The 14,450-nt window shown below is 59.8% G+C and carries 11 protein-coding genes and 1 pseudogene; 7 read left to right on the top strand and 5 right to left on the bottom strand.

What is annotated here, in order from left to right; genetic code table 11:
• The first annotated feature begins 52 nt into the window (after positions 1–52).
• The 7 genes from GE543_RS07460 (at position 53) to GE543_RS07430 (ending at position 5,616) form a co-directional block, all read left to right on the top strand.
• Positions 53–1,042: an alpha/beta fold hydrolase gene (locus GE543_RS07460; protein ID WP_153221115.1), complete on the top strand. Its 990-nt coding sequence runs from the start codon at positions 53–55 to the stop codon at positions 1,040–1,042.
• Between the two features lie 98 nt (positions 1,043–1,140).
• Positions 1,141–1,629, top strand: coding sequence for a ribonuclease E activity regulator RraA (gene rraA, locus GE543_RS07455; protein WP_153221114.1), 489 nt, complete (start codon positions 1,141–1,143; stop codon positions 1,627–1,629).
• 11 nt (positions 1,630–1,640) lie between these two features.
• Positions 1,641–2,636, top strand: a complete 996-nt coding sequence (locus GE543_RS07450) for a zinc transporter ZntB (RefSeq protein WP_003423705.1) — start codon at positions 1,641–1,643, stop codon at positions 2,634–2,636.
• An 85-nt stretch (positions 2,637–2,721) separates the two neighbouring features.
• Positions 2,722–2,970, top strand: a complete 249-nt coding sequence (locus GE543_RS07445) for a hypothetical protein (protein WP_003347124.1) — start codon at positions 2,722–2,724, stop codon at positions 2,968–2,970.
• Between the two features lie 2 nt (positions 2,971–2,972).
• Positions 2,973–3,797 (top strand): mechanosensitive ion channel domain-containing protein, encoded by an 825-nt coding sequence (locus GE543_RS07440; RefSeq protein WP_003315687.1) that lies wholly within the window; start codon positions 2,973–2,975, stop codon positions 3,795–3,797.
• Positions 3,798–3,879: 82 nt separating this feature from the next.
• The gene (gene sigX, locus GE543_RS07435; RefSeq protein WP_003315686.1) at positions 3,880–4,470 is read left to right on the top strand and encodes an RNA polymerase sigma factor SigX; all 591 of its coding nucleotides are present in this window, start codon (positions 3,880–3,882) and stop codon (positions 4,468–4,470) included.
• Between the two features lie 105 nt (positions 4,471–4,575).
• On the top strand, positions 4,576–5,616 hold the full coding sequence (locus GE543_RS07430; protein WP_153221113.1) for an OmpA family protein: 1,041 nt from the start codon (positions 4,576–4,578) through the stop codon (positions 5,614–5,616).
• An 87-nt stretch (positions 5,617–5,703) separates the two neighbouring features.
• On the opposite strand, the gene cobA is transcribed toward GE543_RS07430, so the two are convergent.
• The 5 genes and pseudogenes from cobA to GE543_RS07405 all read right to left on the bottom strand — a co-directional run bounded on the left by cobA (position 5,704) and on the right by GE543_RS07405 (position 13,579).
• Entirely contained in the window at positions 5,704–6,465 is a 762-nt protein-coding gene (cobA, locus tag GE543_RS07425; RefSeq protein ID WP_004410483.1) for a uroporphyrinogen-III C-methyltransferase, read from the bottom strand.
• Between the two features lie 10 nt (positions 6,466–6,475).
• A complete protein-coding gene (locus tag GE543_RS07420; protein ID WP_153221112.1) occupies positions 6,476–9,196 on the bottom strand; it encodes a nitrate reductase in 2,721 nt (906 codons plus the stop codon).
• 19 nt (positions 9,197–9,215) lie between these two features.
• Positions 9,216–10,422 (bottom strand): annotated as a pseudogene (locus tag GE543_RS07415) (NAD(P)/FAD-dependent oxidoreductase); the annotation flags it as partial.
• A gap of 276 nt (positions 10,423–10,698) precedes the next feature.
• Entirely contained in the window at positions 10,699–12,360 is a 1,662-nt protein-coding gene (locus tag GE543_RS07410) for a bifunctional protein-serine/threonine kinase/phosphatase (protein ID WP_153221110.1), read from the bottom strand.
• A gap of 7 nt (positions 12,361–12,367) precedes the next feature.
• Positions 12,368–13,579, bottom strand: coding sequence for a NarK/NasA family nitrate transporter (locus tag GE543_RS07405; protein WP_153221109.1), 1,212 nt, complete (start codon positions 13,577–13,579; stop codon positions 12,368–12,370).
• Positions 13,580–14,450 lie beyond the last annotated feature (871 nt).

The raw sequence follows: 14,450 nt of genomic DNA, 5'->3' as shown, positions 1-14,450 counted from the left end.
GAAGCCGGAACGCGTGGTTTCATCCCGTCTGTCAAACCAGATAAAGAGTGATATGCAGAGCAGCAGCCAGCTTTTTCCCGTGGCCTTGATCAGCGCCGAGCGTCGTGGCGATCTGGTCGAGGACGTCTACCGTCTCAAACCTGCCAACAGCCCCGACGCCAGTGTCGAACTGGCGGTAACCCGGCTGGGGCGCGTCGATCAGCCGGATGTGCGTGGCACTCCGGTCATACTGCTGCATGGCAGTTTTTCCAACCGGCGGTTCTGGTATTCGCCCAAGGGCATCGGTCTGGGCGCGTATCTGGCGCGTGCAGGTTATGACGTGTGGATTCCTGAAATGCGCGGCCATGGCTTGTCGGCTCGCAACCTGAGTTATCGCAGCAATTGCGTGGCGGACTACGCGCGTTTCGATTTGCCAGCCATTGCCGCGTTCGTCGTCGAGCAAAGTGGCCAGATACCGCACTGGATCGGCCACTCGCTGGGCGGCACGAGCCTGGCGGCAGCCTTGGGCGGTCAGTATCTTGGGGCTGATACTGCGGCGTCCGTGGCGCTGTTCGGCAGCCAGGTCAGCCGCACCTACTGGCCGCTGAAAGTCCCGCCACTGCAGTGGTCTGCGAAGTTGCTGTTGAGGTCCTTCGAGCATATCTCCGGACCGCGTTTCAAGCGCGGGCCGGAAGACGAGCCGATCGGTCTGGTTCTGGAGAGCATGCGCTGGCACGGGCTGTTCGGACGTTTCGGTGAGCGTGACAACAACTGGTGGGCAGGGTTGAGCGCGGTTCAGGTGCCGGTTCTGGCTGTCGCTGCGGCCGGCGACCATCAGGACCCGGTGTGGGCATGCCGTGAACTGTTCGAGCAGATCGGCAGCGAACACAGGCAATTCCTCTGCCTGAGCCGCGAACACGGCTTCAGCGAGGATTTCGATCATGTGCAGATGCTGGTCAGCAAGGCCGCGCAGCAGCAGGTCTGGCCGCGCGTGATCGAGTGGCTGAGTGAGCGTTCCGTTCCTGAACAGGTTGCAGAGTTTCAGGTCGCGGTAGGCAGTTAGCCGGTAAAGTCGCTATGGTTAGGCTCATCCGGTCGTGTCTGTTTCAATAAACCGTCTGTATCAATCGCGACCCCATAGCCGATGACAGGAGTTGACCCATGCACTACCTCACCCCCGATCTGTGTGACGCCTATCCGGACCTGATTCAGGTCGTGGAGCCGATGTTCAGCAATTTTGGCGGCCGCGATTCATTTGGTGGCCAGATCGTCACGCTGAAATGTTTCGAGGACAACTCCAAGGTCAGGGAGCAGGTCGAGCTCGACGGCAAGGGCAAGGTACTGGTCGTCGACGGCGGTGGCTCACTGCGTTGTGCGCTGCTGGGTGACATGCTGGCTGACAAGGCTGCAAAGAACGGCTGGGAAGGCATGTTGATCTACGGCTGCGTCCGTGATGTGGATGTCATCGCCCAGACCGACCTGGGTGTCCAGGCGCTCGTCAGCCATCCGAAGAAAACCGAGAAGCGCGGCATAGGCGAACTGAATGTGCCGGTGACCTTTGGCGGCGTGACGTTCCGCCCAGGTGAGTATCTGTATGCCGACAACAACGGCGTCATCATTTCCCCATCACCTCTGATCATGCCGGAATAAGCGAAGTATCCATGTTCGATGAAGCAAACGCGCAGTGGGGGCTGGTTCATGCCCTCGTTTTGGACGGTAAGGGTGGGGCGCGTTTCATCGCTCGAACCGAGTTGCAGGACCTTGCATTGCAGCCAGAAGAAAGCCTCTGGCTGCATTGGGATCGTAGCCACCCGCAGACGCATGCCTGGCTGCGCACCGGTAGCGGTCTGAGCGAGTTTGCCTGCGACCTGTTGCTGGAAGAGAACACCCGGCCGCGTTTGCTGCCGTTGCCGGAGCAAGAGCTGCTGCTGTTTCTGCGCGGCGTGAATCTGAATCCCGGTGCGGAACCTGAAGACATGGTCTCGGTGCGTATCTTCGCTGCCGCGCAGCGGGTGATCTCGCTGCGCCTGCGTCCGTTGCGCGCCACTGAGGAACTGATTGAGCTGCTGGGGCAGGGCAAAGGCCCGAAGGGCGCCTCGGAGCTGATTCTGCACCTCGCGCAGCACCTCACCGACAAGGTTCAGGACCTGGTGGGTGAACTGACCGAGTCGGTCGATGAAGAGGAAGAAAAGAACGACGCCGACGAACGGTACAATCCCGAGCATGGCAAGCTGCTGCACATCCGTCGACGCGCTGCCGGCCTGCGCCGGTTCCTTGGGCCGCAGCGAGATATCTATGGTCAGCTTTCACGCATCAAGCTGTCCTGGTTTGCCCATGACGACGCTGATTACTGGAATGAGCTGAACAACAGCCTGACCCGTTATCTGGAAGAGCTCGAGCTGACCCGCGAGCGGGTGGGGCTGCTGCTGGAGTCCGAAGACCGGCGCCTGCGCGAGCACATGAACCGCACCATGTACCGCTTCGGGATCATTACCTGTATCTTTCTGCCGATGAGTTTTCTCACCGGTCTGCTGGGTATTAACGTTGGCGGCATTCCGGGTTCGGCCAGTTCGTACGGCTTTCTGGTGGCCTGTCTGCTGATCGTCGCACTGGGCGCAGGGCAGTGGTGGTTGTTCCGCCGTTTGCGTTGGGTATAGGGCGGGCCTGGATGGTTATTTGGCGAGCCTGTGTGACTTGTTGTTTTCGCGTCGCGTCTTTGAATGACATTACGTGAGGTGCCTGATGCACGATCCGTTTGAAGAATCTTTACGCGACATGCTCAATTCTTCATCCTCCAGCCGGGATGATGACGCATGTCTGGGACGCGTCCTGAAGACCGCCAATCGCCAGGTCGGCGCCGGTGTGTTGTTCGGGTTGCTGGGCCGCTGGTCGCAGGCGCTGATGATCGCCGTGAACAACGGCTCGGCCCACGTCTCTCCCGTTTCTCGTCGCACCTCGAGTGGTGCGCGTTCTATCGATAAGGCTGATTGAGCATGGAACTGAATCTCTGGACCCAGAGCCTTCTTGCTGCAATGACTGCATTGTGGACCAAAGTCGCAAACTTCATCCCCAACCTGTTCGGCGCCCTGGTTGTGGTGTTGCTCGGCTTTGTCGTCGCCAAGCTGCTCGACGCACTGCTTTCCAAACTATTGGCCAAACTGGGCCTTGATCGTCTGGTCGGCGGTACCGGCCTGACCAAGATCATCGGCCGCGCTGGCGTCAAGGTGCCGGTCTCCACGCTGATCGGCAAGGTCGTCTACTGGTTCGTTCTGCTTATATTCCTCGTATCGGCTGCTGAATCTTTGGGCCTGCAGCGGGTCTCAGCGACGCTGGACATGCTGGCGCTGTATTTGCCCAAGGTATTTGGTGCCGCGCTGGTGCTGCTGGTCGGTGTGCTACTGGCGCAACTGGTCAATGGCCTGGTACGCGGTGCTGCCGAAGGCGTAGGGATCGACTACTCTGCAGGCTTGGGGCGAATCGCCCAGGGGCTGGTCATTATCATCAGTATTTCGGTCGCGATCAGCCAGTTGGAGGTCAAGACCGACCTGCTGAACCACGTTATTGTGATTGCGCTGATTACCGTTGGTCTGACAGTGGCGCTTGCCCTGGGCCTCGGCAGTCGCGAAATTGCCGGTCAAATCATTGCCGGAATTTACGTCCGCGAGCTGTTTCAGGTCGGGCAACAGGTACAGATAGGCGATACGGAAGGGCAGATCGAGGAAATCGGTACGGTCAAGACAACACTACTGACAGACGAGGGGGAGCTGGTGTCGTTTTCCAACCGCATCCTGCTCGAGCAGAGAGTAAGCAGCCGTTAAGCGGTTAACCTGCTAATGTATGCCGCCAGGTTGCCGATACAGGCCATGGCGGACATTGACCTGACTGTCGGCAAGATTTGTTTTGAATAAACCTCAACCGTTTTCGACGCGCTACGATCCACGCGAGCTCTCAGATGAGGAGCTGGTTGCGCGCGCCCACGTTGAGCTGTTCAATGTGACGCGGGCCTACGAAGAATTGATGCGCCGTTACCAGAGGACACTTTTTAACGTCTGTGCACGTTATCTGGGGAACGATCGCGACGCTGACGATGTCTGTCAGGAGGTGATGCTTAAAGTGTTGTATGGGTTGAAAAATTTTGAAGGTAAATCTAAATTTAAAACCTGGCTGTACAGCATCACCTACAATGAATGCATCACGCAGTACAGGAAGGAACGGCGTAAGCGTCGCTTGATGGACGCGCTGAGTCTGGATCCACTTGAGGAAGCGTCGGAAGAAAAGGCGCCCAAACCTGAAGAACGGGGCGGACTTGATCGCTGGCTTGTGTATGTGAACCCGATCGATCGGGAGATTCTGGTCCTGCGTTTTGTTGCAGAACTTGAATTCCAGGAGATCGCTGACATCATGCACATGGGCTTGAGCGCAACGAAAATGCGTTACAAGCGGGCTTTAGATAAATTACGAGAGAAATTTGCGGGAATCGCCGAAACTTAATACGGTGCAAATATCTCTAACAAACTGGCAAGGTCTGGTAGACTTGCCGCTGAGTTGTCCCCCTGTGTGGGACTGCTTAATAATCATCAGATGGGGATTTAACGGATGAAACTGAAAAACACCTTGGGCTTGGCCATTGGTACTATTGTTGCCGCAACTTCGTTCGGCGCTCTGGCTCAAGGCCAAGGCGCGGTCGAAATCGAAGGCTTCGCCAAGAAAGAGTACTACGACAGCGATCGTAACTTCAAAAACGACGGCAACCTGTTCGGCGGCTCCGTTGGCTACTTCCTGACTGACGATGTTGAGCTGCGTCTGGGCTACGACGAAGTCCACAACGTCCGTAGCGACAGCGGCAAGAACATCAAGGGCGCAGACACTGCTCTGGACGCTCTGTACCACTTCAACAACCCAGGCGACATGCTGCGTCCATACGTATCTGCCGGTTTCTCTGACCAGAGCATCGGTCAAGACGCTCGCCGTGGCCGTGACGGTTCCACCTTCGCCAACATCGGCGGCGGCGCCAAGCTGTACTTCACTGACAACTTCTATGCCCGTGCAGGCGTTGAAGCTCAGTACAACATCGACCAAGGCAACACCGAGTGGGCGCCTAGCGTCGGTATCGGTGTAAACTTCGGCGGCGGCAGCAAGAAAGTTGAAGCAGCTCCAGCTCCAGCTCCAGTAGCTGAAGTGTGCTCCGACAGCGACAACGACGGCGTGTGCGACAACGTCGACAAGTGCCCGGACACCCCAGCCAACGTTACCGTTGATGCTGATGGCTGCCCAGCAGTTGCCGAAGTGGTTCGTGTTGAGCTGGACGTGAAGTTCGATTTCGACAAATCCGTAGTCAAGCCTAACAGCTACGGCGACATCAAGAACCTCGCTGACTTCATGCAGCAGTACCCACAGACCACCACCACTGTTGAAGGTCACACTGACTCCGTCGGTCCTGACGCTTACAACCAGAAACTGTCCGAGCGTCGTGCAAACGCCGTTAAACAGGTTCTGGTTAACCAGTACGGTGTTGGCGCTAGCCGCGTAAACTCGGTTGGTTACGGCGAATCCCGTCCAGTTGCTGACAACGCAACTGAAGCTGGCCGCGCAGTTAACCGTCGCGTAGAAGCAGAAGTAGAAGCTCAAGCTAAGTAATTAGCCGCTTGTACTGAAAAGCCCGGCTTAGGCCGGGCTTTTCTTTGCCTGCGATTTGGCATTGCGTCTATTCAGGCGGCCTTGAGGTCAGCCGGCATTCAGCTGCGCGTGGTCTGTCAGGGTTTGATTGAGCAGCTCATTGCTGTACGCGGCGACCGCGCCGATCACCAGAATGGCGGGGCTCTTCAGCTGGAAAGCGACTGCGTCCTGTTGCATGGCACTCAGGGTGCTGCGGCATTCACGCTGCCACGGCAGTGAAGCGTTCTCGATCATCGCCACCGGCATCTCGCCACCCATCCCGCCTGCCAGAAGACTCTCGCGAATTTCCGCCAGTTTCGCCACGCCCATGTAAACCACCAGGGTGGTTCCGCCTTGCGCGAGTGCCTGCCAGTTGAGGGTGCTGTCGTCCTGAGTGTGAGCGGTGACCAGCGTCACGCCACGGCTTATACCGCGCAGGGTCAGCGAAATGCCGCACTGTGTTGCCCCGGCAAGACCCGCCGTAATGCCGTTGACCAGCTCCACGGCGACACCGCGCTCCTGCAGCCATTGAGCCTCTTCACCACCACGTCCGAAGATGCATGGATCGCCGCCTTTGAGGCGAACGACACATTTGCCCTGACGTACATAGCGCAGCATCAGGCGATGGATAAACGCTTGCGGCGTCGAACGACAACCGCCGCGCTTGCCGACCGCGATCACCCGCGCTCCCGGACAATGTCCCAGCACTGCGGGGTTGACCAGATCGTCGATCAGCACCACGTCGGCTTCAGCCAAGGCACGTACCGCCTTGAGGGTCAGTAATTCCGGGTCGCCGGGGCCTGCGCCCACCAGCCATACTTTTGCGCTCATGCCGCATTCCTCATTCTGTAACCGCCACGGTATGGATCAGTCTTCTTATTTCCGGCACGCAGGAGCCGCACTGGGTGCCGCAGCCCAACTGTGTCTTGAGTTCATTCAGGTTCAGGCCACGCTCGATAGCGCTCATTACTGCGTTCTGGCTGACATTCATGCAGTTGCACAAGGTCTTGTCGCGAGTCTGTGTCGAGTCTTTGCCCGGTTCGCTGCTCAACGGTGCCAACAGCCAGCGTCGCAATGAAGCATCGACGCGTTCTTCCAGCCACAACGTCTGCAGCCAATGCCGGGCAAGTGTTTCGCCGGCCAGGCGAATCGCGGTAATACGATCATCGTCAATCCGAACCCGCTTACCGATCGAGCGCTTTGGGTCGTCATACGCCATGACCGGTCCTTCATCCAGGCCCAGTACACGATCAATCTGCTGCAGCAGCCCGGAATCCGGTGCTTCTGCGCTGGCGGCACGTATCACCAGCGCCGGCCGCTCGCGTCCGGCAAGGCTCATGCTCAGGTAAGTGAAGGTGTCGCACAAGGCGCGCAGCGTTTCCATTCGTTGCTGCACGTTGCCCTCGACCAGCGCAAAAAACTGCCAGGGCAGGTGGGCTTTTTCGATCCTCACGCCGGCGTGCTTGAGTTCCGGTTGCTTCGAGACCGGGTCGAAGGCTGGCTGAGTGAGAACGTTGACACCGCCCTTGAGGAACCTGTCGCCCCAATGCATGGGTACAAAGGCTTGGCCGACTGCAACGCTGTCCTCACTGCTGACCGGCAACAGCAGCTCGCCGCGCCGACTGATCAGTTTGACCAGGTCGCCGGGTTGCAGGTCATGGCTGAGCATGTCCTGCGGATTGAGGCTCAACACAGCTTCGCTGGCATGCCCGAACAAGCGCGCAGCGGTGCCGGTGCGGCTCATGCCGTGCCACTGATCGCGCAGCCTGCCGGTGTTGAGTGTCAGCGGGTAGTTGGCATCGCGCAATTCCCTGGCGGCAATGTAAGGCTCGGACAGGAACTGCGCCCGGCCTGAATCGGTGGGGAAGATGCCATCGTTGTAAAGGCGCGGCGTGCCGCTGCTGGCGCCACGCGGGAAGGGCCATTGTTGCGGGCCCCGCTGGTCGATGATCTCGCGGTCGATTCCGGACATGTCCAGATCGCGCCCGACCGTCAGGCCCTTGAACTCATCGAACAAGGCTTTGGGTGTCGCGAAATCGAACAGCGCGGGTGCGTCGGGTTGCAGGCGTTTTTGCAGGCGCTGGGCGAAATCTACCGTGATTGCACAGTCCGAGCGCGCTTCGCCGGGCGCCTGGATGGCTTTGCGCACGTTGGAGATGCGCCGTTCGGAGTTGGTCACCGTGCCTTCTTTCTCGCCCCAACTGGCAGCAGGCAGCAACAGATCGGCATAACGCGCAGTTTCGGTGGTCTTGAAGGCTTCCTGGAGTACCACGAACGGGCAGGTTTCCAGGGCTTGCCTGATGCTGTTCTGGTCGGGCAGTGATTGTGCCGGGTTGGTGCAGGCAATCCACAGGGCCTTGATTGTTCCGTTCTGCAATTGCTCGAACAGTTCGATGGCTGAAAGACCGGGATTGGCAGGCAGGCTGTCGACGCCCCAGTAGTCTGCAACCTCCTGACGATGCTGAGGATTTGCCGCGTCGCGATGGCCAGGCAACAGGTTGGACAGGCTGCCGGTCTCACGTCCGCCCATGGCGTTGGGCTGGCCGGTGAGCGAGAAGGGGCCTGCGCCGGGTTTGCCAATCTGCCCGGTCGCCAGGTGCAGGTTGATCAGCGCGCTGTTTTTCGCGCTGCCGGCCGTGGACTGATTCAGCCCCATGCACCACAGCGACAGAAAAGCCGGCGCTTCGCCCACCCAGCGGGCGCAGGTGTGCAGTTGTTCAAGGGGGATGCCGCAGAGGGCGGCCACGTGTTCGGGCGGGTAATCACCGGCCAGCGTGGCCAGTTCCTCATAGCCCTGCGTGTGCGCGGCAATGAACGCCGAGTCGATCAGGCGTTCGTTCATCAGTATATGAAGGATGCCGTGAAACAGCGCGACGTCCGTGCCGGGCTGAATCGCCAGGTGCAGGTCGGCCAGTTCGCAGGTGTCGGTACGCCGTGGGTCGATGACGATGAGTTTCATCTGCGGACGACGGCTTTTTGCCTCTTCCAGACGACGAAACAGAATCGGGTGAGCGTACGCCATGTTGCTGCCGACGATCATCACGCAGTCGCTCAGTTCGATATCTTCGTAGCTGCAGGGCGGTGCATCGGCACCCAGGCTGCGCTTGTAGCCAGCTACGGCCGAGGACATGCACAGCCGTGAGTTGCTGTCGATATTGTTGGTGCCGATCAGTGCGCGCGCCAGCTTGTTGAACGCGTAGTAGTCTTCGGTCAGCAACTGGCCGGAAATGTAGAAGGCGACGCTGTCGGGACCGTGTTCGCGAATGGTCTCGGCGAACACATTGGCCGCGTGCTCCAGCGCGGTATCCCAATCGGTGACGCTGCGCGCCAGGCCCTTGCCCAAACGCAGTTCCGGGTACAGCGCGCGGGCTTCGATGTCGCCGGTCAGGTGCAGGCTCGAACCTTTGCTGCACAGCTTGCCGAAGTTGGCCGGGTGCTTCGGGTCGCCGCTGACACCAAGAATATGCTCGCCGTCATGTTCGATCAGTACGCCGCAGCCCACGCCGCAATAGCAGCAGGTAGACGCTGTGATTCGAGGGGTGTGGAGGGCAAGGCTGTTCATGCGCAGGCGGCCTCCGCAGCAGCGGGTTTGCCGAACATCAGGTGATCGCGTATGGCGTCGATACCCTGGCCATCACGGATCTGCTGCAGGTACCAGTTGCCGTCGGCCGTGTCGCCGTACAGGCAGGCACCGACCAGTACGTCGTTCTTGATCACCAGTTTCTTGTAGATGCCGCCGATGGGGTCGGAAAGGGTGATGCTTTCAGTGCCTTCACCACCCAGGAAATCCCCGGCGGAAAACAGGTCGATGCCGGTGACTTTCAGCTTGGTCGAGGTGACCGAGCCCGGATAACGCGCAAAGCCCAGTTGCGCAAGGTGATTGGCGCACACTCGCGCCTGCTCGAACAGCGGTGCCACCAGCCCATAGGCGATGCCGCGGTGGCTGACACATTCGCCAATCGCGTAGATGCGCGGGTCGTAGGTCTGCAAGGTGTCATTGACCAGGATGCCGCGGTTACAGGGCAGGCCGGCTTGCTCTGCCAATTCGGTGTTGGGCCGTATGCCGGCGGCCATGACCACCAGATCGGCGTCGATCCTGTCGCCGTTGTTGAATTGCACTGCGGTTACACGGCCCTGATCATCGCCGAGCAGGGCGTTGGTCTGTTCGTCGAGGCGAAAGCTCAGGCCGCGCTTCTCCAGCGCCGCTTGCAACATCCGCCCGCTGGTCTTGTCCAGTTGGCGCTCCAGCAGCGTCTGGCCGTTATGCACCACCGTGACGTGCATGCCGCGCAGGCTCAGACCGTTGGCCGCTTCCAGGCCGAGCAGTCCGCCGCCGATGACGACTGCGCGTTTGTGCGTGACGGCGGTGTCGATCATCTGCCGCGTGTGGCCGATGTCGCGATAACCGATGACGCCGTTCAGCGTGTTGCCGGGGATCGGCAGTATGAACGGTCGCGAACCGGTGGCAATCAGCAGCCGATCGTAATGGGCCTGGGTGCCGTCATCGGCGATCACCAGGCGTTTGATGCGGTCGATCTTCACCACGCGACGGTTGAGCAACAACTGGATACCGTTGCGTTCGTACCAGTCGAGGTCGTTGAGCACGATGTCTTCGAAATTCTGTTCGCCGGCCAGTACCGGCGACAGCAGGATGCGATTGTAATTGGGGTGTGGCTCGGCGCCGAAGACCGTGATGTGGTAAAGGTCTTCGCTCAGTTTCAGCAACTCCTCGAGTGTGCGCACGCCGGCCATGCCGTTGCCGATCATCACCAGTTTGAGTTTGGTCATCTTGCCTCCGAGTCACTGCAGCGCGTGCTCGACACGTTTCGCGCAAACAAAAAAAGGCGTCCCGTCAGTGGCCTGACGAGGACGCCTTTGTCCGGTCCCGTTCTCTCGGGAGACGCAGCCTTCAGCGTTGAGGGCGGCGTGTTATGAATTATCTGCAAGAGACCATGCAGCGCTTGTGCCAACTCGCATTTGCCGGCCTGTGCGGTGTGCAGTCGATAACGCAGACCCTTTCTGCACTGCGTTGAGGCGCGTTGCACAGAAGCGGGGCGCAAGGGCTCAGTGGCGGCTCATCAACCAGATCATCAGCACCAGATTGAACAGCAGGGAGAGCAGGGCCAGTGTTCGCCAGACTTTCAGCGGTTCGCGTTCCAGCAGCGGACGCGGCTTTGCCACCAGCGGACGATGCTCGGCCTGCTCCAGTTCCAGCAACCACTGTTCGGCGGTTTCATAACGCTGGTTCGGGTCGGCGTGCAGTGCCTTGTCCAGGCTTTGGCTCAGCCACTGCGGCAGATCCGGCCGATAACGGCTGGCGGGTATCGGTGCGCCGAAGCGACGGTGCTGAAAGGCTTCGATCTCACCGTACGGGTATTGCCCTGTCAGCAGGTAATACAAGGTGACGCCTGCCGCGTAGAGGTCCTGCTGCGGATGCGGTTCGGCACCGTTGAAGGCCTCCGGTGCTATATAGCTCGGTGTGCCGGGCAGGTCTTCGGTATTGACCGCCGAAAGGCCCGGGCAGAACGCCAGGCCAAAATCCAGCAGGCGCAACTCGCCGTCGTCGGCCAGCAGCAGGTTTTCCGGTTTGATATCGCGATGGATGATATTGCGTCGATGCAGCAGGCCCGTGGCCCGTAGCAGCCGCGTGGCGAGGTCCTGCCACTGGGCCAGCGGCAACGGCCCTTTGCCAGTGAAAAGCTCGGCCAGTGTGTGCCCGCGGTACTCGCGCATCACGTAATACAGATGCTGCCGGTCTGGCAGCGGGTGTATCTCGGGAAAGAAGCGCCCGGCGACCCGGCGCAGAAACCACTCTTCCAGCAGCAGCCCCTGACCGGCACCGGTCTCGTCATGACGACTGGCTGGCAAGGTCTTCAGCAGCCAGGGCTGCTCATGGATATCGGTGACTCGATAAACGATGGACTGGCGTGATTGCGCCATGATGCTGCCGACTTTCCAGCCCTCGAATGCCTGATCGGCCTTGAGCGCGGGTGGCAGCGGCCATTGTTGCAATTGCAGCAGCGCATCCCCCAAATCGTCTTCGCCGAGCGTGTCGACCTGGATCAGCAGGGCGCTGGCATTGTCCTGACTGCCGGCCAGGTGCGCCGCGCTGACCAGGGTTTTCACCGCCGCGTCGAGGTCGTGCTGTTCACTTAGAATAGAGCGAATGCTCGCATCGCCCAGCGTCGCCCAGACCCCGTCGCTGACCAGCAGCAGGCGTTCGCCCTCACACAGCTCGCCGTCCAGGTAATCCATGACCACGTACTGATCCAGCCCCAGCGCACGCTTGAGCACATGCTGCATGTCGGCCTGTTCCCAGACGTGATCTTCACTGATGCGTTTGAGCGTCCCGGACTGCCAGCGATAAGCCCGGCAGTCGCCGACATGGGCGAGAGTGAAACGCCGTCCGCGCAGCACCAGCGCGCTGAGGGTGGTCAACAGGCCGTTGGCCAGCAGCCAGCGATTCTGCGCCAGCAGCAAGCGATCGAGGGACTGCGCTACGCCCCAGGTTTCCGGCGTGGCGTAATAGTCAAGGGCCAGCGCCTGCAGGGTCGACTGCGCGGCCAGTGCGCCGTCGGCACACTGGCTGACGCCGTCGGCAAGGGCGAACAGATAACCCTTGCTGGCCGCCAGCGCCGGGACTGGCGTAACCAGGCGCACGGCGTCCTGATTCTCCGCTCGCGGTCCGCTGGCGCTGAATTGCGCGAACTGCAGTTGCAGGGTCATCGGCGCTTCAGACCCGAGCCGCCGTGACTGCGGCCGAACCCCAGGTGGTTCTCCAGCGGCGCTTGACGTTCAGCAGGCCGAACCAGGCCAGTACCGCCAGGCCGGCGAACAGCCACAGGCCCAACTGGTAGTCGCCGGTGTTCTGTTTGATGGTGCCCAGGCCGGCCGCCAGCAGGAAGCCACCGATGCCACCCGCCATGCCGATCAAGCCGGTCATGACCCCGATTTCCTTGCGGAAGCGCTGCGGTACCAACTGGAATACCGCGCCGTTGCCAGCACCCAGACCCAGCATGGCAGCCACGAACAGCGCCAGCGCTGCCCACGAACTCGGCAGGTTGAAGCCCACGGCGGCAATGCCGATGGCGGCAACCGCATACATGACGGTCAGCGTGCGAATCCCGCCGAAACGGTCGGCCAGCGCGCCACCCAACGGACGCATCAGGCTGCCACCGAATACGCAGGCAGCGGTGTAGTAACCGGCGGTGATCGGGCTCAAGCCATATTGGTCGTTGAAATAGCCGGGCAGGGCGCTGGCCAGGCCAATGAAGCCACCGAACGTCACGCTGTAGAAAAACATGAACCACCAACTGTCACGGTCACCCAGCGCCTTGAGGTAGTCCTCCACGGATTTGGGTTTGCTGCGTTGCGGGGCGTTGCGTGCCATCAGGGTGAAGGCAATCAGGGTCAGAACCAGCGGGATCAGCGCCAGGCCGAAGACGTTGCCCCAGCCGAAACTGGCCGCCAGCACTGGCGCGATCAGCGCGGCCAGCACAGTGCCGGAATTGCCCGCACCGGCGATGCCCATGGCCTTGCCTTGATGCTGGGCTGGATACCATTGCGACGCCAGGGGCAGCGCTACAGCGAACGAAGCACCGGCCATACCGAGGAACAGGCCCAGCACCAGCACCTGGCCATAGGTGTGAATGCCCAGTTGCCAGGCCACCAGCAGTGCGCCGATGACGATCACCTGGCCGATGATCCCGGCAGTCTTGGGTGACAGCTGGTCGGCCAGCAGGCCCATGAAGAAGCGCAGCACCGCGCCCGCCAGAATCGGCGTGGCGACCATCAGGCCACGTTGCTGAGTGGTCAGGTGCAGGTCAGTGGCAATCTGCACCGCCAGCGGGCCAAGCAGGTACCAGACCATGAAACTCAGGTCAAAATAGAGAAAGGCCGCGAACAGGGTCGGTTTGTGGCCTGCCTTCCAGAAGCTTGTATCCATGTGCACACCTCATCATCTGCTAGTTAGTCAGTCGGGCCATGACCGCGACACGGGGTATTCAGACGCTGTGGTGGAGTGTTCCGAATGACGGCGACTCCACCGGCCCCTTCGCCGGGGCCAAAACGCAAAAACGTCGCCTCTCTGTCCACGGGGGCGGAAAGAGATGAGCGACGTCTTTGTCGTAAAAGGTGATAGCCGCCGTTGGCTACCGGTGCGATTGCTTTAGCAATAGACGGGCCAAGGGCCGTGCAGGCGCGTCGGCCATAGGTTGCAGGCAGATTGTATGGCTTTCAGGGGCTGCGAGCAGACTGATGTATGACCTCGAACCGGGCGTGGGTCGGCAGGTACGCTGCAAAAAAGGGCGTGGCGGCGAAAAGCCAGATAACGGCTTGCACAGTTCGTATCAGTCAACAGAAACAGGCAGTTAACAGGATTCAAGAATATTTTATTAAAGTTCAAACTATTTAATATTATTTAATGTGCCATCAGTTTTGCGTGTAAGTACTGTCATTGTGATGCTGTTTCGATACGCCGCTATGATGACCTTAATGTATATAAGTTAATGCGCGGCTCGCACAGTTGTACGATAACAACGCTGCAAATATTTAATTTACTTTGCGTGGTATGTCTGAGAGCATCGCTTCTGTCGCAACGTGTGACGCTTATTCAGCAGAAAGTGATTTCACTTTTCAATCCGGTAATCTGTAGTTGCAGTTTGCCAGTCAATTTCGATAAATGCTTACTTTGAAAGAAGTAATCGGCTACTCGCTCTTTTATCGGCTTCCGGTCGTCCTCGACACCTGAATGCCCGACACACCCTGCACCTCGGCATTGCACCCATGCCTGCCGTGTTGCCTTCCTATCCGCGCTG

Origin of the sequence: Pseudomonas sp. SZ57 (genome assembly GCF_009495975.1) — a bacterium.
Lineage (GTDB): Bacteria > Pseudomonadota > Gammaproteobacteria > Pseudomonadales > Pseudomonadaceae > Aquipseudomonas > Aquipseudomonas syringae.
The sequence above is the reverse complement of the archived record's forward strand: the minus strand, read 5'-3'. Positions and strand labels throughout refer to the sequence as shown.